The organism is Williamsia deligens (genome assembly GCF_024171765.1).
GTDB lineage: Bacteria > Actinomycetota > Actinomycetes > Mycobacteriales > Mycobacteriaceae > Williamsia_A > Williamsia_A deligens.
This window is the reverse complement of the sequence record NZ_JAMTCI010000001.1, coordinates 304,657-325,238: the sequence shown is the minus strand read 5'-3', so window position 1 is coordinate 325,238 and position 20,582 is coordinate 304,657. Positions and strand designations below refer to the sequence as shown.

Sequence of the window (20,582 nt, the reverse complement as noted above, 5' to 3'; positions counted from 1 at the left end):
CATGGCAACGATCGGTAGTTCAGACCTCGACGTCTTCCCGCTGATGCTCGGCGCGAACACCTTCGGGTGGACGAGCGACGAGCAGGCGTCGCACTCGATCCTGGACGCCTTCGTCAAGGGTGGCGGCAACGCTGTCGACACCGCGGATTCGTACTCGGCGTTCGCCCCGGGCAACTCGGGTGGGGAGTCCGAGACGGTCCTCGGAACCTGGTTGGCTGCCAGGGGAAACCGCGACGACGTCGTCATCGCCACCAAGGTCAGCCAACACCCTGACTTCCTGGGTCTCGCACCGGACACCATCCGTGCTGCGGCCGATGCGTCCCTGCAGCGTCTGCAGACCGATCACATCGACCTCTATTACGCGCACTTCGACCGCCCGGACGACGGCACACCGTTGGTGGAGTCGCTCGCGGCGTTCGACGCTCTGATCCGGTCCGGCAAGGTGCGTCACGTCGGCATCTCCAACTTCTCACCGGAGCGCATCGAGGAGTGGTTCGCCATCGCGGAGCGCGAGGGCTTCGATCGGCCGATCGCGCTGCAGCCGCACTACAACCTCGTCCACCGGCGCACGTACGAGCCGGCCCTGCGCGATCTCGCCGACCAGCACGACCTCGGTGTCTTCCCGTACTTCGCCCTCGCGTCGGGGTTCCTCACCGGGAAGTACCGGACGCGAGAGGATCTCGCCGACACACCGCGCGAGAAGCTCACGCAGGGCTACTTCAGCGACGCCGGTCTCGAGGTGGTCGACGCCCTCGACGAGATCGCGACGGCCCACGAGACGTCCATCGCCACCGTGGCCCTGGCCTGGTTGCTGACCCGACCCGGCATCGTCGCACCGATCGCGAGCGTCAGCCGGCTCGATCAGCTGCCCAGCCTGCTGTCGGCGACGTCGCTCCGGCTGAGTGCCGAGGAGATCGACACCCTCACCGCCGCGTCCGACAAGGTCGGTCAGTAGCGGGACCTCACCGGCGAGGCGGTGCCCACCCACGAAGGCCTTGGGGGTGAGAAAACCCTCGGCGCGCACCTTCTTGAGTGTCGATCAAGAAGCTGTTAGCGTGGCGGCGTCTCACCACCACGTCGGAACGAGGGCCAGGACCATGACTGCGTCGACCGGATCGAGAACCGCTGTGGTGACGGGTGCGTCGGCCGGGATCGGTGCGGCGTTCGCACGGCATCTGGCCGCGCAGCAGACGAATGTCGTCCTGGTGGCACGTCGAGAAGACCGGTTGGTGACGCTCGCCGAGGAGCTCACCCGCGACCACGGTGTCACCGCGACCGTGATCGCCGCGGACCTGAACGACGTCGGAGGTCCACGGAACATACTCGAGCAGTGCGCATCTCAGGGTATCGACATCGACATCCTGATCAACAACGCGGGGTTCTCCGGCAACGGCAGCTTCGCCGAGACGCCCTTCGAGGACCTGGCACGTGAGATCCAGGTGATGGTCACCGCGGTGACCGAGCTGGCCCACCTCGTCGTCCCGGGGATGAAGGAACGGCAGTACGGCCGGATCGTCAACGTGTCGTCGCTGGCGGCGCTCCTGCCTCCGGCCGCGAGTCTGCTGTACACCGCGATCAAGTCCTATGTGCTCACCATGTCCCAGGCTCTCGACATGGAGCTCAAGCCCGACGGGATCCACGTCACCGCGCTGTGTCCCGGGTTCACCCACAGCGAGTTCCACGACGTCATGGGCACCCGCGACGCGGCGTCGACGAAGCTCCCGGGCCTGCTCTGGCAGTCGGCCGAGGACGTGGTCCGTGAGGGGTGGGACGCGGTCGAGGCCGGCAAACCCGTGTGCGTTCCCGGGACGGTCAACAAGATCACGGCCGCCGCAGCGGGGCCGATCCCCACGCGACTCGGCTACGTGTTGGGCAAGACGTTCAACCCGTTCAAGAACTGACGGGACTGTCGGCGTCGCACGCGGATTCACGCGGCGACGCGCCGCAGTGCGCTCACGGCGGCGTTGTGGCCGTTCATGCCATGGACGCCGCCACCGGGAGGGGTTGCTGCAGAACAGATGTAGACGCCGTCGATTCCTGTCGTGTACGGGTCGAACGCCGCACGCGGTCGCATCAGGACCTGGCGGGGCGAGTTCAGGCCGGTGATGATGTCACCGCCGACGTAGTTCGGGTTGTAGGAAGGCATCTCGGTCGGGGTGCGGGAGTGGATCGCCACGATCCGCTCGCGGAATCCCGGTGCGAAACGCTCGATCTGCTCCAGGATCAGCTCTGTCGCGTCGCCGGTGTAGCCGTGGGGGGTGTGCGCGTAGGCCCAGATCGGATGGATCGACCCCGCAGACCGCGACGGGTCGGCGAGGTACTGCTGTGCGAGGAGCACGAAGGGACGCTGCGGCATGATGCCCCGGTGCACGTCGCGCTCAGCTGCGACGACCTGCTCGAACGAGCCGCAGACGTGCACGGTCCCGGCAGAGCATGCCGCCTCGGTGGCCCAGGGGATCCCGCCGTCGACAGCGATGTCGAGCTTGAACGCCCCCGGGCCGTACCGGTATCGGCGGTATGCGCGCTCGACCCGTGACGGCAGTCGATCGCCGGCGAGGTCGGCGACAGCGGTGGGGGAGAGGTCGAGCATGACGATGTCGTCGCCGACGACCTCGTCGAGTCGCGTGACACGGACACCGGTGTGCACGGTGCCCCCGAGATCGGCGAGCAGTGTCGCCATCGCGGTGGTGATCGCCTGCGAGCCGCCCTCGGCGACCGGCCACCCGTGGTTGTGTCCCGCCGCGATCATCATCGCGCCGATCGCCGACGTCGTGGGTCGGGTCAACGGGTACACCGCGTGTGCGGCCACGCCGCCGAACAGTGCTCTGGCCTCGTCGGTGCGGAACCGCGATGCGGTGAGCGTCGCCGGGGACAGGGCCGTCGGCCCGAACCACGCCATCGACACCATGTGTCGCGGGATGTGGGTGATCGGTTGGAAGAACTCCGCGGCGAGCTTGTCGAACGACTCGGTGAGCGGAGCGAACACGCGTCGCCACCGGGCGCCGTCCGGGCCCAGACCGGTCGCGGTGTCGACCAGTGAGGTGTGCAGGATCCCGGCCCGCCGGCCGTCGAGAGGGTGGACGACGTCGATCGGCGCACTCAACCATCGCAGGCCGTACTGCTCGAGGCCCGCCGACCGGAAGAACGCCGACGCTGCGCCCATGGGGTGGACCGCGGAGCAGTCGTCGTGCAGGACACCCGGCACCGTCAGTTCCGAAGTGCGCGTGCCGCCCCCGATACGGTCCGCCATCTCCAGGACCGTGACCGACACACCCGCTCGGGCGAGGGTGACGGCTGCCGCGAGCCCGTTCGGTCCGGACCCGACGACCGTCGCCGTCGTCACCGGGCGCCCGCTGCGCCTCGGCCCGACGGGTCGGAGCCGCTCGCGCTGATGCTCGTGACACGACGCGTCACCGACGCAGGGATGTCGGCGCTCTCGTCGAGCCACGGTTGTCGGGCGATGGTGTCCGAGACGGACACGGTGCCCTCTTCGACGAGACCCGCCGCGGCGTCGACGATCCGATAACTCTGCGTGCCGCGGTGGAACGGCTGACCCTCGATCATCACGGCCATCAGATCGCCTGGGGCCAGGTGCAGGCGGTTGTGCACGGCGGCGAGGAGTTGCTCGTTGTGCAGGTGTCCCTCACCGAAATTCCACCCGAGCAGGGACCCGGCCATGAACTCGCCCTCGCGGATGACGTGGTTCTCGCGGTTCGCGACCGCATGGGAGATCAGACCCATGTGGGCGCGTCCGTGGCTGTGCATCGAGCGCCAGGCGGAGAACTTCTGCATCATGAACTCGCTGGTGTCGTCGTCGTACAGCTTGAGCAGCTGCATCTTGGTCATCGGCGCGGACTTGGTGATCTCGGCCTGCATGCGCTCCTCGATGCCGGGCTTGAGGATCCACGTGTCGGTGGCCCAGTTCCCGGCGTAGTAGCGCATGCCGAGGAGGAACGACACCCACTGCGGCCGGAACCCGCCGACGACGATCCCCGCCACGAGCAGCGCGGCGATGACGAACGGCCACACGGTGGTGGCGTCCCAGACGGCGTACTCGGCGTTCGTGTAGTGCCCGAACAGGAACCACGCACCGAGGATGACGAAGACGTTCCACTCCAGTGGGACTCCCGCCGGGAACGTCGAGATGATGAACAGGTGGAAGATCGTGAACCCGATCAGCACCACGGTCGTCAGGACGGTGTTCGTCGAGAACAGGAGGATCGCCGGCAGCAGGAATTCCACGACGGTCCCCTGGTGCGCGGTGAACTTCGCGAAGGTCGAGGGCCGCATGTCCTCGGGGAAGTCGCGGTAGAGCTTGCGCTTGAGGCGGGTGCTGCGGATGAGGGGGCTGTTGGAGATCATCACGGCCACCACGAACGGGAAGTGGTGGTTGATCTTCGAGGTCGCCGCACCCCACCAGACCGCGATCATGATCAGCTTCAGAGCGATGATCATGTCCACGAACGGGAACAGGAACGCGACGATCATCAGGAAGTACTGATCCGAGCGCGCTGCGAGGAAGATGGCCTTGTCCCGCAGACCCAGCACGCCGAGCAGAGCGACCGTCGGGAGTGGGAACGCCCAGTTCATGATCCCGGCGACACCGGGGCCGCCGCTGACCCCGTCGGACACCAGTGACCAGCCTAGGGTCACGAGCAGCGCGGCGTACAGCGCCACGTCGGTGGCGGTGCGGGTGTCCCCTCCGGTGAGCGGCACCTTCGTCGGCCACGGTGCGAGACGGATCGTCCCGGGCCGCAGCCAGTAGGTGAAGCCGCCCACCGGCGGGAAGAACCGCATCGTCAGAGGGCCGGAGCCGCAACCGAATCCGAGCACCTCGAACAGCACGGTGAACATGACGAACTTCTGGTAGACGATCGGCTCGGTCCACCAGTGCCCGATCTGTCCCCACCCGCCGACACCCGGGGTGGTGGCGATGATGACCGCCAGTGGGATCAGGAGGTACGCCGCCATCTTCACGACGTAGAACAGGTACGCGCCTGCGGGCGTGCCGAAACCGTACTCACCCCAGTGCTGCACCTGCAGCCTGACGCGGTCGAGGTGAGGGAGGCGGCGCCACTCGGCGAGGTCGATCGCGGGAAGCGTGGGTGAGAGCAGGCCCATGGGACGTCCTTCATCTCGGGCGGGATCGAGCAGGATCAGGAGACGGGTGCGACCTGGCGCCGCAGCGACGGTTTGTCGATCTTGCCGACGGGGTTCTTGGGGATGTCGTCGACGGTCGTGATCGTCACCGGGCGTTTGTACTTGGCGAGGTGCTCGGCGATGTGCTCGTCGATGACCTCGTCCGAGAGGTCCGACTCGCGGTTGAGCGAGACGAACAGGACCGGCTCTTCCCCGCGCGTCGGATGCGGCCGGCCGACCACCGCGGCCTCCCGCACGCCGTCGAGTCGGTACACGACGGACTCGATCTCGCGGGGGTAGATGTTCTCTCCGTTGCGGATGATCATGTCCTTGGACCGGTCGACGAGGGTGAGATACCCGTCCTCGTCGAGCTGTCCGACGTCGCCGGTGTGCAGCCAGCCGTCGACGAGCGTCGTCGCGGTCTCCTCGGGACGACCGAGGTAGCCGCGCAACACGGTCGGACCCTGGATGAGGACCTCGCCGGGCCGCCCGTCGGTGATCGTCTGCCCGTCGGTGTCGACGATGCGGACCGTCTGGCCGGGCATCGCGCGTCCCACGGTGCCCGGCTTACGCGGCCCGTCGACCGGGTTCAGCGTGGACGCACACGTCCCCTCCGACAGTCCGTACCCTTCGATGACCGGCACGCCGTAGCGGGTCTCGAACCGCCGCAACAACTCCGGGCTCGCCGGAGCCGCCCCGCAGATGACGTACCGCAGCGACGAGGTGTCCGGTGCGACCGTCTCGGGAAGGTCGACCAGCATCGCGTAGATCGCCGGCACGGCCGAGAAGTAGGTGGGCCGCGCCGCCTCGACCCGGTCGAACAATGTGAGCGGATCGAAACGGCCGGCGATCGTGGTCTGGCCCCCGGCCGCGAGTGCGGACATGACACCGGCGACGATGCCGTTGACGTGGAACAGCGGCAGGATCAACAGACTGTGCGCGGTGGAGTCCATCGACATCTCGGCGATGCTCGAGTCCACCATCGCGGTCAGGTTCGCATGGTCGAGCATCACGCCCTTGGGCTTGCCCGTCGTCCCGCTGGTGTAGATCAGCAACGCCAGGTCATCGGCATCGGCGAGCACGTCGTACCCCGCCAGGGGGTCGCCAGGATCGGCGGTGGCATGCAGATCGGTCACGACCTGGTGGCCCTGCGGCATCACGGCTGTCAGCTCCGGGATGGTCACCACGACCTGTGACGAACAGTCGGCCAGCTGATAGGCGATCTCGTGCCTGCCCAGGGCGGGGTTCACCGGCGTGGCGGCCGCGCCGAGACGCCAGGCCGCGAACAGTGCGATCACCAGGTCCGCGGTGTTCGGCAACACGACGGCCGCGACGGTTCCTCGCGTGAGGCCGGCCGCGGCGAGAACGCGTGCGGCCCGGACCACCGCCGTGTCGAACCCTGCGGCGGTGTAGGCGGTCGTGTCGTCGGTGACCATGACCGCGTCGGGGTCCTGCATGGCGCGGTGACCGGGGATGTCGGGCAGGTGCATCAGTTCTCCGAACCATGTGTCGACGGTGAGCACACTCACGGTACGAAGCGGCGTGTGACGCAGGCCATATCCCGGCGCGACACAGTTTCTGGCGGTCGTTGTCCCCAGGGGACAATCTTCAGACATGGAGGCCGTGGGGTCGAGCAACCCCCGTTGGCCCACCTGAACTGCAGATCTCGATCTGCGGTGCCGCCGGCGATCAACCGCTACCGTCGTCCCGTGACCGACGACGTTGTCCCCGCCGACGATCTCGACGGTGCGGCCGCCTTCGTCGTCGAGCAGGTGCACGCCGATCTCGCCCGCGACATCGCCGGCGAGGCGCGGCTGATCCGTGACGTCCTCGAGCGGGAGATCAGCGAGTTGCGCGGCGATCCGCGACTGCTCGCGCTGCTCGGGGCGAGCGTGGAAGGCAACGTCGCGACCTTCCTGCGTGTCGTTCGCGAGGGTGTGCCCGCCGCGCGACTCCAGGCCCCCGAGGCCGCCATCGACTACGCCCGCCATCTCGCGCGGACGACTGCACCCGTCACCGCCCTGGTCCGCGCATACCGGCTGGGCTACACCACGTTCATGGACCGCGTGTACGGACGCATGGCCCTGCACGACATCGATCCCGCCATCCGACTGCCGGTGTTCCACCGCATCGGCCAGATCGGGTCGACCTACATCGACTGGGTGTCGGAGACCGTGGTCCGTGAGTACCAGGACGAGCGTGAGCGGTGGCTCTCGCATCGCGACGCACAGCGCGCGCACCGTATCCGCCAGATCCTGACCGGCCCCGAGAACATCGATCCCGCCTCCGCCTCGGCGACACTCGACTACCGCCTCGATCGGACACACCGTGCGCTGATCGCGTGGACCGCCGACGCCGCGGTGGGCGAGGCCCACCACCTCGGTCGCGAGGTCCGCTCCTACGCGGAGCGGTCCGGGGCGAGCGCTGCGCCGTTGATCGTCCCCGCCGACGACCACACTGTCTGGGCATGGTTCCCGGTCCCCGCCGGTGTCGACATCCCGGTCGACGACACCCCGACACCGACGTACGGCCGGCCGATGACCCCGGGCATCCACATGGCGGTCGGCGCCCCCCACTCCGGCTTGGCGGGGTTCCGGCGGTCACATCGAGAGGCGACCGACGCACAGCGCATCGCCGGCCTGGCCGCCGCCGGTGACACGGGTTCGGTCGTCGACTACACGACGCCAGGAGTCGCCGTCGTGGCCCAGCTGTCTCATGACTTCGACGCCGTCGACGACTGGATCGCGGGCATCCTCGGCGACCTCGCGCACCCCACCGAGCAAGCCGGCCGACTCCGCACGACGTTACGAGAGTTCCTGCAGCGCAACGGCAGTCACAAGGCGACAGCCGCCACGCTCCACCTGCATCCCAACACGATCAAATACCGCGTCGCGGCGGCCGAGCGTGTCCTGGGCGCCCCGTTGTCCACGCACCGCCTCGACGTCGAGATCGCGCTGCTCGTCGCGCAGTGGCGGATGCCGGGCTGACGAGCTGTCAGCTCTCGTCGACCATCGACGCCACGGCCGCGGCCATCTCGCGTACCGCGGAATCCGGCGGACGGTGGGTCACGATGCCCTCGATGATGAATGTCGTCATCCGGCATATCGCGTCGACACGGTCGTCGTCCAGGGCATCCGGGAGGACCGCACGGGTGATCGTCTCCGCCAGCCCGTGGAAGTTGTCGTGCCACTCGTCGATCACCGGCGACGACAGACGGCGCGTGTGGACGGCGTCGACGAGGGAGCCCAGTTCCGTCAGTCGGGTCGCCGCCAGCAGGAACAGTTGCTCGATCGACGAGTTGTCCGACGACTCCAGTTCGGCCAGTGACGACGCGAGCAGGTCGTCGAGGACTGCGACCAGGAGTTCGTCCTTGTCGGTGAAGTACCAGTACACCGTCGTCGACGTCACCTCGGCCCGGCGCGCGATCCGCGCCACGGACACCTCGGCGTAGCCCTCGGCGATGAACAGTTCGCGCGCTGCCGCGAGGATCTCACCCCGCTTCTCGTCGCGGTCGCGCGATCGACGGTTCCTGGGCATCGGGCGATCGTATCTTGACCCGTCGACAAGACGTGACCTATCTTCTTGTCGACCATTCAAGAGAGAAGGCGGCAAATGAGCCGAAGTGTCCACGTCGAGACCCGAGACTTCGTGTCGTCCGGTGTCAGGTGCACCGCTGACGTCCACATCCCCTCGACGGACGGCACCCGGCCTGTGCCCGTCGTCGTCATGGCGCACGGCTTCGGATCCGTCCGCACGCTCAGCCTCCCGCGGTACGCGAGGGAGTTCGCCCAGACCGGGTATGCGGTCGTCCTCTTCGACTACCGGTACTTCGGGGACAGCGACGGCGAGCCTCGGCAGCTGCTCGACATCTCCGCCCAGCTCGCGGACTGGCGTGCGGCCATCGCATTCGCGCGGTCCCTTCCCGGGGTCGATCCCGACCGCGTGATCGGATGGGGCACATCGTTCGCCGGGGGACACGTCCTGACATTGGCCGCCGAAGGGCAGCCGTTCGCCGCGGCGATCGCGCAGGTGCCTCACCTCAGCGGCCCGGCCGCGGTGCGGGCGACCGGACTGCGATCCTCGCTGAGGCTCGCTCCTCATGCTCTGGCCGACCTCCTCAATGCGGCGCGCGGCACAGCGCCGCGCTACGTCCACTCGATCGGCGCCCCGGGCACCACCGCGGTCATGACCGCCCCCGGCGCCCACGAGGCCTTCGAGGAGATGGTTCGGCAGTCCGGTTTCGAGCGGGGTTCCGTCCCCGAGACGGTCGCGGCACGCGTCCTGCTGCACATCGGCCGCTACTCGCCGATCCGCACCGTCTCCCGTATCACCTGCCCGGTGTTGATCCAGGTCGCCGACGGCGACGACATCGCACCCGCCGCATCCGCCCGGGCCGCCGCGGCCAGGATCTCGGTGTGCACAGTGCGTGAGTACCCCGGCGGACATTTCGACCCGTACATCGATCCGCTCTTCCCGACGGTGATCGGTGACGCGCTCGAGTTCCTGGCCGCCGCGGTCCCGTCGAGCTGAGCGGGCCGGCAGCTGCCCTCAGCGCGGCCGGTCAGGCGGGGTCGCCGGTTCCACGGACGACGAGGCCGCGTCGCCAGATCTCCACGAGGGTCCGGATCGCCTCCTCGTCCGACCGGCCGGCGACGGTGTCGTCGCCACCGGTGACGAACCAGGTCCAGCAGAACGACTCGAGCATCGAGACGATCGCCGAGGCGAACAGGTGCTTGTCGAGGCCGATGTCGGCGCCGGAGTTCTCGCCCGCGCGGAACACGTCGAGCACCTCGTCGATGCCCTGTGAGCGCCGCGACCGCCACCATTGCGCGAAGGCGCGGTCGGTCATCGACAGCTGGAACGCCCCGATCATCTCGGGGAGGTAGTCGCGGTACGACGACCAGTAGGCACGGACGGCGGAGTCGATGTTGGTCGACGCGTCGCTGGTGAGGTTGCGGCGGGTGTCCTCCAGGACGCGCACCTGGAACTCCTCCAGGAGGTGTTCCAGCAGCTGGCGTTTGCTCTCGTGGTAGTTGTAGAACGAGCCCGTCGAGCGACCCGCCTCGGCGGCGATGTCGGCGATCTTGGCGGCCAGATAGCCCTTCTCGGCGAACACCTTCCGTGCGGCGTCGACGAAGGCCTGTTCCGTGCGACGGCCTTTGGGCGTCGCCACCGCGGAGGTGCCGGGTTCGGTCACAGGATCCCCTCCTCGCGCAGTCGCGCCAACGCCTCCGGGTCGCGCAGTGCCCCGAACACCTCGGCGTTGTGGTGGCCCGGTCGCGGGGGCGCCGACGACCGTACCGACCCCGGCGATCCGTGCAGCACGGGCACCACTCCCGGTCCGAGCACGGTACGACCGATGCGGTCGTCGGGGTGCTCGACCAGCATCCCCCGCGCCCGCAGCTGCGGGTCGTCGACGATGTCGGCGACGGTGTTGATCGGCCCGGCGACCACCCCGGCCTCGTCGAGCAGAGCCAGCAGGTCCGCGCGGTCGATCGTCGCGGTCCACTCGGCGATCAGTCTGTCGATCTCGTCCTGGTTGGTCCCGCGGGCGCCGTGGGTGGCGAAGCGCGGGTCGTCGGCCAGATCGGGTCGGCCCATCGCCCCGCAGAGGCGTCGGAAGACCGTGTCCTGGTTGGCCCCGATGACGACGAGCGATTCGTCGGCCGTGGGGTAGACGTTCGACGGTGCGATCCCGTCGAGTCGGGTCCCCGACGGCCCGCGCACCACCCCGCCCATCGCGTAGTCGGGGATGACCGACTCCTGGATCGCGAGGCAGGCCTCGGTGAGCGCGACGTCCACCACCTGGCCGGTACCGGTCACGGTGCGGCGGTAGAGCGCGGCGAGCGCGCCCTGTGCGGCGAACATCCCCGCGAGCGTGTCGCCGAGGGACAGGGCCAGCCGGGGCGGCGGCTGATCGGGGTACCCGTTGAGGTGCCGGAGGCCGCTGACGGCCTCGGCGACGGACGCGTACCCGGGCCGGGCGGCCTGCGGACCGGTCTGTCCGTACCCGGAGACCCGGACCAGTATCAGCCCCGGGTTGCGCTCCGAGAGCACGTCCCACCCGAGGTCGAGTCGCTCGAGCGTGCCGGGCCGGAAGTTCTCCACGACGACGTCGGTGGTCGCGATGAGGTCGAGGAACAGCTCGCGCCCGGCCGGGGCCCGCAGGTCCAGCGTCACCGCCCGCTTGTTGCGCGCGTACACCGTCCACAGGAACCGGTGCCCGTCCACCTCGGCCTGTCCCCATCCGCGCAGCGGGTCGGGCGACCCGGGCGCCTCGATCTTCACCACGTCGGCACCCATGTCGCCGAGCAGCCGCGCACCGAACGGGCCGGCGATGAGCGATCCCAGCTCGACGACGCGCACACCGTCGAGAGCGCCGGAGCCGCCCGCGGGGGAGGCGTCGGCGGTGGTGTCCGGCGTGTCCGTGGGGTCAGTCCGCATGTGTCCAGGGTGACGAACCCCCACCCCGGTCCACCATCCGACCCGCCGGAGACACGCCGTCGGATCCGGTGACCCGCGCTCGTCCAACACCCGGCGTCCCGTGTTGTCGTCCCTCCCAAGCTCGTCGATCAACGACCCCACATCGCCCGCGAGCGGCATTACAGTGACGCCGGTCACGGAGCCCATGTGTCCGCGTTGTCGCGTCGTGAGCTCCGTACCTCGACCGACGACGACATCAGGGGACGGATTGGCGAACACAGGAGCGCGCTCCGGCGGCGTGCTCGCGCTGGGGCGGTTCGGCGACGCCGTGCTGTCCGCGATCGCCACGCTCGGTCGCCTCATCGAGCTGACCCTGACCGCCTTCGGCCACATCGTCCGCGACACGGTCCGGGGTCGACTGCCGCTGCGCGAGACCCTCTCGCAGACCAGCTTCTTCGCCGGTGTCGCCGGCGTCCCGGCGGTGCTGGTCGCCATCCCGTTCGGCGTCATCCTGTCGGTGCAGGTGGGCGGACTGACGCAGCAGCTCGGTGCGTCGTCGCTGTCGGGGGCGGCCGGTGCGCTGGCGATCCTGCAGCAGGGGGCCCCGATCGGCGCCGCCCTGCTCATCGGTGGGGCCGTCGGGTCGGCCATCGCCGCCGACCTCGGCGCCCGCACGGTCCGCGACGAGATCGACGCGATGCGCACCATGGGGATCGACCCGGCCCGACGGGTGGTCGCGCCGCGTCTGCTGGCCGTGGTGGCGGTGGCGCCCCTGATCTGTATGGAGATCATCTTCGTCGGCGTCGCAGCCGGATACGTGATCAACGTGTCCTTCCAGGGCGGTGCCCCGGGCAGCTATCTCGGCGGGTTCGGGCAGTTCGCGAGCGTGGGTGACCTCGTCGTGGCCCTGCTGAAGTCCGTCCTGTTCGGGATCGTCGTGGTCGCGATCGCCTGCCAGCGAGGACTCGAGGCGAAGGGCGGCCCGCGCGGTGTCGCCGACGCGGTCAACGCCGCGGTCGTCCTCGGGGTGGTCTCCTCGTTCCTGCTCAACCTGGCCGTCACCCAGGTGCTGTCGATGTTCGTCCAGCAGAAGGTGGGGTGACGATGAGCGGGTTCGCCACCTATGCGCGGTCACGTCGCTGGACCACCACGGCGTCGCGGGCCGCCGTCGTGCCGGTCAACGCCGTCGAGCGCATCGGCCACCAGGTGCACTTCGCCTACGACGTCATCCGGTCCGTCCCGCACGCCCTGCGCGTCTACCGGTCGCAGACCGGGGCGGTCCTCTCCGACCTGATGTGGGGATCGACCGGCATCGTCGTCGGTGGTGGGTCGGTCGCGGTGCTCGTGGTGCTGGGGCTGTCGGTGGGCGGGTCGATCGGCATCGAGTCGTTCGCGACGTTGCGGCTCTTCGGCATCGGGCCGCTCACAGGGTTCCTCTCGGCCTACGTCAACACCCGCGAGATCGGTCCGATCGTGGTGGCGGTGGGGTTCGCGGCGCAGGCGGGCTGTCGGATGACGGCGGAGATCGGGTCGATGCGCATCGCCGAGGAGATCGACGCCCTGGAGGCGCAGGCGATCCGACCGATCCCGTTCGTGGTCAGCACCCGCGTCATCGCCGGGATCGTGACGATCATCCCGCTGTTCCTCATCACGCTGATCCTCAGCTACCTCTCGTGCGCGTTCGTGGTGAACACCGTGCACGGGCAGTCGTCGGGCACCTACTACCACTACTTCACGGCGTTCCTGTCCCCGGTCGACATGCTGCTCGCCGTGGTCAAGGCCGTCGTGTTCGTGGTCGCCGTGATCCTCATCCACTGCTATCAGGGCTTCTATGCGGCAGGCGGTCCCGAGGGCGTGGGCATCGCGTCGGGACGGGCGATCAAGAACAGCTTCGTGGTCATCGTCGTGCTCGACATGATCCTCACCCTGGTGTTCTGGGGTTCCGACGTCGGATTCCGGTTCTCCGGATGATGTACGAGGACCTCTCCGGACGGGGACCGTCGAGGCGGACACTGCTGACCCTGGGGGCGGCGGCGATCGTCGTGCTGGTCGTCGCCGCGATCCCGCTGACCGTCTACGCCCGTGGCGGTTTCGACAGCCGAGTGAAGGTCGTCGCCGTCGCCGACGCCGTCGGGGACGGTCTCGCCGCCGGTGGCGACGTGAAGTTCCGCGGTCTGATCGTCGGCCGCGTGGACTCGGTGACCGTCACCGAGGGCTCCAAGCAGCAGATCGCCCTGTCCATCGACGCCGACCAGGCCGACGACATCCCCGACCAGGTCAGTGCCGCCTACGCGCCGTCGAACATCCTGGGTGTCACGGGGATCGAGCTGCGGTCGGATCGCACGGTGGGCGACACCGCCGGCCACCTGCGCGACGGCGAGCGGCTCCGGATCGGGTCGGAGTCCACCACCGTGTCGGTGGCGACGCTCCTGCGGCAGGTCGGGGAGATCTCCACCACGGTCACCGGCACCGAGGTGTCGACCAGCATCGACGTCCTCTCCCGCGTGGTGACCGCGGTGCAACCCCTGCTGCGGTCGGGTGCGGACCTGCTGAACCTCGCCGCCGCCCGCCAGCAGATGCCGCTGGCGCGGTTCCTGCAGACACTCGGCCCGGCCAGCCGGGGCGTCGCCGACCTCGAGGGCCCCTTCGACAGCGTCCTGATCAACCTCACCCGCACCACCGCGGAGTACACGAACCCCGCTGTCGTGTCCGGCGTCCGCGACACCCTGTCCGGTCTCGTCGACACCGTCGGCACCATCGGCGGCGTCGTCGGCGACAACCTCGGCTCGTTGAGCACCCTGCTGGACTTCGTCATCACCGTCGGATCGCCGCTCGGACAGACGTTGCGGTCCATCCCACCGGCGTACGACGACACCCGGGAACTGGTGCGGCGCCTCACGAAGGCGTTGCCGACGCAGAACGGCAAGGTCACCCTGCAGGTGGGCGCCACCCTGGCGAACATGCCGCAGCTGACGTCGGTGCTGCTGCCCGGCGCACCGCTGTCGGGCATCCCCTCGGCGGCGGGACGGGGCGGGCGATGAGACTGCACCGGGGATCGATGGTCGGGCTCGCGCTGTTCGTCGTCGCGATGGTGGCCGCGGGATGGGTCGTCGTCGGCGCGTTGTCGCCGTCGGTGACCGGTGCGCAACGCACGGTGACCGCCGAGTTCTCCGACGCCTCCGGGCTGTCCGCGGGCAACGACGTCCGCGAGATCGGTGTGCGCGTGGGCAAGGTCGAGAAGGTCGCGTTGCACGACGGGGTCGCCCGCGTGACGTTCAGCCTGGCGCGGTCGGTACCGCTGTTCGACAACTCGACCGTCGCGATCCGCTACCTGAACCTCGTCGGCGAGCGCTACCTCGACGTCTCCACCGACGGGCCCGCCGGGACCCGTTCCACCGGTGACGCCACCATCCCGCAGTCGCGGACCATCCCGTCGTTCGACATCACCGCGCTGTTCAACGGGTTGCGCCCGGTCTTCCGGATCCTCGACCCGGCCCAGATCAACGAGTTCGTCGGCAACGTGCTCGCCGTGGTGCAGGGACGCGGACCCGATCTCGGCTCGATCCTGGACCGCCTCAACGAGATCACGCGGTTCGCCGCCGACCGGTCGGAGACGATCGCCGCGTTCGTGACGGGCCTGGGGTCGGTGGCGAAGGAGATCCAGTACAAGTCACCGCGTCTCAATGAGCTGATCAGCCGCACCGGTGACGCGCTGGGGGCGCTGGCCGACAACATCGACGGTACCGAGAAGTCGCTGACACTCGCGGCGCGCGCGCTCAAGCCGCTCCGGTTGGTGCTGCAGAGCCTCAACGGCGTCTACTTCGGCAACTACGCGGACGTGGACCGGTTGCTGCGCAAGTACATCCCGCTGACGAACACCGCGTCGGACATCCTCGCCGGCGTCCCCGGTGTCCTGGACTCGCTCGTCGCCTCGACGAGCGCCGCCCGCGCAGCCTCGCTGACCTGTGCGCGCGGGCAGTCGATCCCGGGCCCGTTGACGACCGTGCTCCTCGCCGGTGCCCCGGTGGTGATCTGCCGATGAGCGCGCCGACGACGCAGCGGGACGCCCGGCCCGCACGGACCCCGGATCGGCGGCGGCGCCGGGAGGTGGTCGTCGGACTCGTGGGTGTCGCGGTGCTCGCGGTGATCGCCCTGGTGTGCGGACTGCTGTACGTGATGCCGCCGGGAGAGCGCGAGTACACGGCCGATTTCGCCTCCAGCGGCCAGTTGCGGCCAGGGGACGAGGTGCGGGTGGCCGGCATCCGGGTGGGCGAGGTGCGTGATGCCCGCGTCGTCGGCGACCACGTCGAGATCCGTTTCGGCATGGACGACTCGGTCCGTCTCGGCGATCGCACGGGCGCCGACATCCGTCTGACGACCGCGATCGGCGGCCACTACCTGGCGATCACCCCGCAGGGGTCACAGGCCCTGCGCGGTCACATCCCCCGGTCCGCGACGTCGACACCGTACGAGCTGACCGACGTCATCGCCGACTCCGGCGCGGTGGTGGAGAAGGTCGACGCCGTCACCACGCGCCAGACGTTCGCGCAGGTGAGTCAGGCCCTCGCCGGACGGTCGGACGCGGCCCGGGAGATCATCGGGCAGATCGCGGCGGTGACCACCACCCTCGGCGATCGCGACGACGACCTCGACCGCGCCATCGCGATCACCGAGGAGTACATCGGTGCGCTGAACAACGGTCGGGCGCAGCTGGTCAACGTGCTGCGGCTCGTCGGACTGATCGGGTACCGCTTCTACCAGTTCCGTTTCGACGCGCTGGAGACAATCCGTGGCGTGGACGCGCTGTTCGCGTTCCTCGAGCCCCCGGTGAGTGCGCTGTCGGGGACGATCGACCCGGAGGTCGACAAGGTCAAGAAGATCGTGCTGTCGCTGCGCGATCGCCTCGCGGGGTCGAACCCGATCATCAACCGGCTGAGCGAACTCGCGAACGAGATCGGCGGAATCCTGTCCACCGACGGGAGCACCGTGGACGTCGACCTCGCGAAGACCACCGTCGACGCACCGGCCCTGTGCATCCCTGTCCCCGGACGGGGGTGCTGACATGACCGACGTGCGTGAGGGGTCCCGGTGGCGGACGGTGGCCTCCCGGATCGTCGTGGTGGCCGCCATCATCGGTGTCATCGCGGTGGTCGTCGCCGCGGTCCGGACGACCGAGGCCACCTCGAGTCGCTCGGGGTGCGCGATCATGTCCGACTCCATCGGCCTGTACGAGGGCAGCAACCTGACGCTGCTCGGCACGGCGATCGGCCACGTCACGAAGGTCAGCCCCGACAACGGCGCCGTCCGTGTCGATTTCGACGTCGACTCCGACATCACCTTCCCCGCGGACGTGTCGGCGGTGACGACGTCGGACTCCATCGTCACCGACCGGCGGCTCGAGATCCCCACGCCCTACACCGGTGGCCCCACCTGGGACACGGCGCGGTGCATCCCGCTCGAGCGCACGCACACCCCGAAGAGCCTCAGCCAGTCGTTCGACGCATTCGACAAGTTGTCGTCGCAGCTGACCGACGTGGCGGGGCGGGCCCCGGGCCCGCAGCAGCAGGCGGTGGGCACGGCACTGGCCGACGTCGACAACGCGCTGCGCGGGAGCGCCGAGGACTTCAACCGCGCCATCCGGGGACTGTCGCAAGCGTTGGGCGACCCGGCGCTGCGCGACGAACAGCTGCGGTCGCTGATCAGCAACGGTCGACAGCTCGCCGACTTCTTCGTCCAGCGGTGGCCCGACGTGCAGTCGGCCATCGACAACGTCGGCAAGTTCTCCATCGCACTGGGGGAACTGACCCGTGAGTTGAACCCGGCGCTCGAACGCGTCACCCGCGTCGTGCCCCAACTCGCCGACGCCGTCCAGCGGTACGGTCCGGTGCTGCTGAAGGTCCTCGAGCTCATCACCCCGCTCGTGGAGCTGCTGCCCACCGATCAGATCGTGGCGTTGCTCAAGCTGATCCCGCCCGTCATGTCGGCCATCCGGGCCCAGGCGCAGGACACGCGTCCCGGACTGGCCGTCTCCGTCGCCCTGCCCACCGTGCGGGTGCGGGCACCGATCTCGTCGTCCACAGCCGGGTGCGCGGCACTGAACAAGCTCCTCGCCGGATCGTGCCGCCCGGTCGCGGGCGCCCCGGACCGGGTCGACACGAAGCTCGTGCAGCTGGTCCTCGGATCGGTGGGGGCGCGATGACCCGCGCGCGTGTGGTGACGATCGCGTTCCTGGTGGCCGTGGCGACGCTGGTGGCCGGGTGCGGAGTGCAGGTGACCGACCTCCCGCTGCCCGGGACCCGGGTGTCCGGGTCGAGTCGCGAACTCCGCCTCGAGTTCTCGAACGTCCTCAACCTGCCCGCCCGCAGCAAGGTGCTGATGAACGGCACCAAGGTGGGGGTGTTGCGCGAGGTGGGCATCGGGGGCACGCCCGCATCGCCGGTCGCGGTGGCCACGGTGGACATGCAGGGCTCGGTGCGGGTGCCGCAGGGAACGCGTGCCTCGCTGGAACAGTCGACGCTGCTCGGCGACATCTACATCGCGCTGACGCCCCCTGCCGACAGCGACGCCGACAACGGCTCCGCGACACGGGCACTCGGCGACGGCGCCACGATCCCGGTCTCGCGCACCACGGTCACACCGGCGGTGGAGGAACTGCTGGGCGGGATCGCGTCGCTCGCCAACGGTGGGACGCTCGAGAAGATCCAGCGCACCGTGGACAAGGCCAACACCGCGTTCCCCGACGACATCGCACAGCGCGACAAGGCCATCGAGGTGTCGCGCGAACTCGTCGCCCGCCTCGCCCAGAACCGTGGCCCCGTCGGCGAGATCCTCGACTCCCTGGCCGTCCTGGCGCGATCGGTGCAGAGCCGGGGCAAGGACCTCGGGTTCACGCTCGACGTCGGTCCCGAACGCATCGGTGGGGCGCTGGTGTCCTTCGCCAGCTTCTCGAAGGTGCTCGCCTCCCTGGGATTCGAACTCGTCCCCGTCGATCAGCTCTTCACCACCCGCGCCCAGCCGCTGTCGACGTTGATCCGCACGGTCGACCCCCTCGTCGACCTCGCCGTCGAACTCGACTCCACCCTGCCCCGGGACCTGCAGGCCCTCGGTGATCTCGTGAACAAGCAGATCATCCCGTTCCTCACCCAGCCCTCGGTGAACATGGTCGACATCACCTCGCCCACCGGGCTGTCCACGCCGCCGGCGTCGTCGGACGAACTGCGCACCGTGGCGGCGACCATGCGGATGATCGGGGCGATGCGATGAGGATCGGTGTGAAGACGTCGCTGGCGCTGCTGGTGGTGGTCTCGGTGGCGCTGGCCGGGTACCTGGCGATCGGGATCCTCAAGGTCCGCCCGTTCACGTCGTCGAACACCGTCACCGTCGACATGGCGTCGTCGGGTGGTCTCCTGCCGCGGTCCCGCGTGCTGTGGAACGGCATCGAGGTCGGCACGGTGAAGGCCATCGCGATCCAGCCGAACGGTCTGCGGGCGACACTCTCCATCGACTCCGACTACCGCATCCCGGCGTCGTCGTCGGTCACCGTCGAGAACCTGTCGCTGGTTGGGGAGCAGTACCTGAACTTCTCGTCCACCACCGCGGCGGGGCCGTGGATCGGCAACGGTGCACGGCTCGACAAGGACGTCGACGCCCGGTCGACGGTGGGGGAGACCCTGACCAACCTGCAACGCCTCGTCGGGCAGGTCGACCCCGGTCGACTCGAGAGCATCGCCCGGACGGTCAACGCCGGGTGGATCGGTCGTGACGACGACATCACGCGCATCGGCGAGTTCTCGCAGTACCTGTCGCGCACGATCACCACGCAGCGCACGGAGTTCTCCGACCTGTTCGACACCGCGCAGGAGTTCGTCCGCAAGGCTGACGGCATCGGGCCGACCCTCTCGGAGGGGTCGCGTCAGCTGCTCATCAACCAGCCGCCGTTCACGGAGTTGTGGGGTCTGTTCCCGGGTCTGGCACGTGCGACCAACGGCGCGGTTGCGTGGACGCAGGTCATCTCGCCGTTCCTGCAGACCCTCGACGACTACCTCGTGCGGCTGCTGCCGAAGATCACCCCACCCATCGGGGTGCTCCTCCCGCTGCTGTCGACGGTGGCCCCCGCGACACAGATCGACATCTCCTCGGTCGTGAAGCGGGGTCTGCGCATCGTGGACGAGAACGGTGTGGTGCGCTTCCGCGTCAGCACGAGGTAGGTGCGGTGAGTGTGAACGGTCCCACGCAGGGTCGCGGGGCGAGGACAACGACGAAGGACGAGATCGATGGCGACTGACGATCAGACCGGCGCGCCGGGAGACGGGGCCGGCTCGCCGGGCGACGAGGCCGGCACGGCGGACGACGAGGCCGGGTCGGCGACGACCGAGGAGGTCGCCGCCGGGAAGGTCGACGGCGAGAAGGCCGACAGCACGGCGACAGCCGACGGCGAGAAGAAGGCCGAGACCGAGACGAAGGCCGACACCGGGGCGACGCCCGGCCGACGGCGCGTCCTCGTCGGGGTGCTCACCGCGCTCGTCGTGATCCTCGCGGTGGTCGCCGGTGTCGCGGTGTACTCGGCGGTCGACTACCGCGACGACTACACGACCCTGCGGGACGCGAACTCCGACGCGCAGCGCGCCGAGGACGTCGCAAGTCAGTACGCCGTGCGGGCCGCGTTGATCAACTATCGGGACTTCGACCCGTGGTTCGCCGCGCTACGGACCGGCGTGGACGACAAGATGCGGCAGCAGTTCACCACCAGCGAGTCGGTGCTGCGGCAGTTGCTCGGTCAGCTGCAGTGGGTGTCCAAGGGTGACCTGGTGGGAAGCGATATCAAGAGCCAGAACAACGGTGTCTACGTCGTACAGGTGTTCGTCGACGTCCAGGTGACCAACGTGCAGTCGCCCGGTGGCGTGAAAACGACTGCGCTGTACCCGATCACGGTGGACAAGAACAAGAACTACTCGATCACCGACATCAGCGGCGGCGTCGCGCCCCTCGCGACCGGATGAACGATCGCTGATACCAGCACG

General features: G+C 69.1%; 19 protein-coding genes. 13 read left to right on the top strand and 6 right to left on the bottom strand.

Going from position 1 to position 20,582, the window contains the following annotated elements:
- The first annotated feature begins 1 nt into the window (after position 1).
- Positions 2-955, top strand: coding sequence for an aldo/keto reductase (locus tag LX14_RS01535; protein WP_253645526.1), 954 nt, complete (start codon positions 2-4; stop codon positions 953-955).
- Between the two features lie 142 nt (positions 956-1,097).
- The gene (locus LX14_RS01530) at positions 1,098-1,901 is read left to right on the top strand and encodes an SDR family NAD(P)-dependent oxidoreductase (protein WP_253645525.1); all 804 of its coding nucleotides are present in this window, start codon (positions 1,098-1,100) and stop codon (positions 1,899-1,901) included.
- A gap of 26 nt (positions 1,902-1,927) precedes the next feature.
- Here LX14_RS01530 and LX14_RS01525 read toward each other — a convergent pair whose 3' ends face one another.
- Genes LX14_RS01525 through LX14_RS01515 form a run of 3 tightly spaced genes read right to left on the bottom strand, consistent with a single transcriptional unit; the run spans position 1,928 to position 6,629 of the window.
- Entirely contained in the window at positions 1,928-3,343 is a 1,416-nt protein-coding gene (locus LX14_RS01525) for a phytoene desaturase family protein (RefSeq protein WP_253645524.1), read from the bottom strand.
- A complete protein-coding gene (locus LX14_RS01520; RefSeq protein ID WP_253645523.1) occupies positions 3,340-5,121 on the bottom strand; it encodes a DUF3556 domain-containing protein in 1,782 nt (593 codons plus the stop codon). Before LX14_RS01520 ends, LX14_RS01525 begins: the two co-directional genes overlap by 4 nt.
- Positions 5,122-5,156: 35 nt before the next feature.
- The gene (locus tag LX14_RS01515; RefSeq protein WP_253647844.1) at positions 5,157-6,629 is read right to left on the bottom strand and encodes a class I adenylate-forming enzyme family protein; all 1,473 of its coding nucleotides are present in this window, start codon (positions 6,627-6,629) and stop codon (positions 5,157-5,159) included.
- A gap of 219 nt (positions 6,630-6,848) precedes the next feature.
- Here LX14_RS01515 and LX14_RS01510 point away from each other — a divergent pair, with 219 nt between their 5' ends.
- The gene (locus LX14_RS01510; RefSeq protein WP_253645522.1) at positions 6,849-8,126 is read left to right on the top strand and encodes a PucR family transcriptional regulator; all 1,278 of its coding nucleotides are present in this window, start codon (positions 6,849-6,851) and stop codon (positions 8,124-8,126) included.
- 7 nt (positions 8,127-8,133) lie between these two features.
- On the opposite strand, the gene LX14_RS01505 is transcribed toward LX14_RS01510, so the two are convergent.
- Complete coding sequence (locus tag LX14_RS01505; RefSeq protein WP_253645521.1) at positions 8,134-8,676, bottom strand: TetR/AcrR family transcriptional regulator; 543 nt, start codon at positions 8,674-8,676, stop codon at positions 8,134-8,136.
- A 75-nt stretch (positions 8,677-8,751) separates the two neighbouring features.
- Between LX14_RS01505 and LX14_RS01500 the strand changes: the two genes are divergently transcribed.
- On the top strand, positions 8,752-9,669 hold the full coding sequence (locus LX14_RS01500; RefSeq protein ID WP_253645520.1) for an alpha/beta hydrolase: 918 nt from the start codon (positions 8,752-8,754) through the stop codon (positions 9,667-9,669).
- A gap of 31 nt (positions 9,670-9,700) precedes the next feature.
- Here LX14_RS01500 and LX14_RS01495 read toward each other — a convergent pair whose 3' ends face one another.
- Positions 9,701-10,336, bottom strand: a complete 636-nt coding sequence (locus tag LX14_RS01495) for a TetR/AcrR family transcriptional regulator (protein ID WP_253645519.1) — start codon at positions 10,334-10,336, stop codon at positions 9,701-9,703.
- Entirely contained in the window at positions 10,333-11,583 is a 1,251-nt protein-coding gene (locus LX14_RS01490) for a CaiB/BaiF CoA transferase family protein (protein ID WP_253645518.1), read from the bottom strand. The genes LX14_RS01495 and LX14_RS01490 overlap by 4 nt, the downstream gene beginning before the upstream one ends.
- Before the next feature lie 247 nt (positions 11,584-11,830).
- Here LX14_RS01490 and LX14_RS01485 point away from each other — a divergent pair, with 247 nt between their 5' ends.
- The 9 genes from LX14_RS01485 to LX14_RS01445 all read left to right on the top strand — a co-directional run bounded on the left by LX14_RS01485 (position 11,831) and on the right by LX14_RS01445 (position 20,561).
- Positions 11,831-12,664, top strand: coding sequence for an MlaE family ABC transporter permease (locus LX14_RS01485; RefSeq protein WP_308214058.1), 834 nt, complete (start codon positions 11,831-11,833; stop codon positions 12,662-12,664).
- 2 nt (positions 12,665-12,666) lie between these two features.
- Entirely contained in the window at positions 12,667-13,533 is an 867-nt protein-coding gene (locus tag LX14_RS01480) for an ABC transporter permease (RefSeq protein WP_253645517.1), read from the top strand.
- A complete protein-coding gene (locus LX14_RS01475) occupies positions 13,530-14,603 on the top strand; it encodes an MlaD family protein (protein WP_253645516.1) in 1,074 nt (357 codons plus the stop codon). The genes LX14_RS01480 and LX14_RS01475 overlap by 4 nt, the downstream gene beginning before the upstream one ends.
- Complete coding sequence (locus LX14_RS01470; RefSeq protein ID WP_253645515.1) at positions 14,600-15,604, top strand: MlaD family protein; 1,005 nt, start codon at positions 14,600-14,602, stop codon at positions 15,602-15,604. Before LX14_RS01475 ends, LX14_RS01470 begins: the two co-directional genes overlap by 4 nt.
- Positions 15,601-16,623 carry an MlaD family protein gene (locus tag LX14_RS01465; protein ID WP_253645514.1) on the top strand — a complete coding sequence of 341 codons (1,023 nt, stop codon included), beginning with the start codon at positions 15,601-15,603 and terminating at the stop codon, positions 16,621-16,623. Before LX14_RS01470 ends, LX14_RS01465 begins: the two co-directional genes overlap by 4 nt.
- 1 nt (position 16,624) lies before the next feature.
- Complete coding sequence (locus LX14_RS01460) at positions 16,625-17,761, top strand: MlaD family protein (RefSeq protein ID WP_253645513.1); 1,137 nt, start codon at positions 16,625-16,627, stop codon at positions 17,759-17,761.
- Complete coding sequence (locus tag LX14_RS01455) at positions 17,758-18,825, top strand: MlaD family protein (RefSeq protein WP_253645512.1); 1,068 nt, start codon at positions 17,758-17,760, stop codon at positions 18,823-18,825. Before LX14_RS01460 ends, LX14_RS01455 begins: the two co-directional genes overlap by 4 nt.
- A complete protein-coding gene (locus LX14_RS01450; protein ID WP_253645511.1) occupies positions 18,822-19,769 on the top strand; it encodes an MlaD family protein in 948 nt (315 codons plus the stop codon). Before LX14_RS01455 ends, LX14_RS01450 begins: the two co-directional genes overlap by 4 nt.
- A 66-nt stretch (positions 19,770-19,835) precedes the next feature.
- On the top strand, positions 19,836-20,561 hold the full coding sequence (locus LX14_RS01445) for a hypothetical protein (RefSeq protein ID WP_253645510.1): 726 nt from the start codon (positions 19,836-19,838) through the stop codon (positions 20,559-20,561).
- The last annotated feature ends 21 nt before the right edge of the window (positions 20,562-20,582 follow it).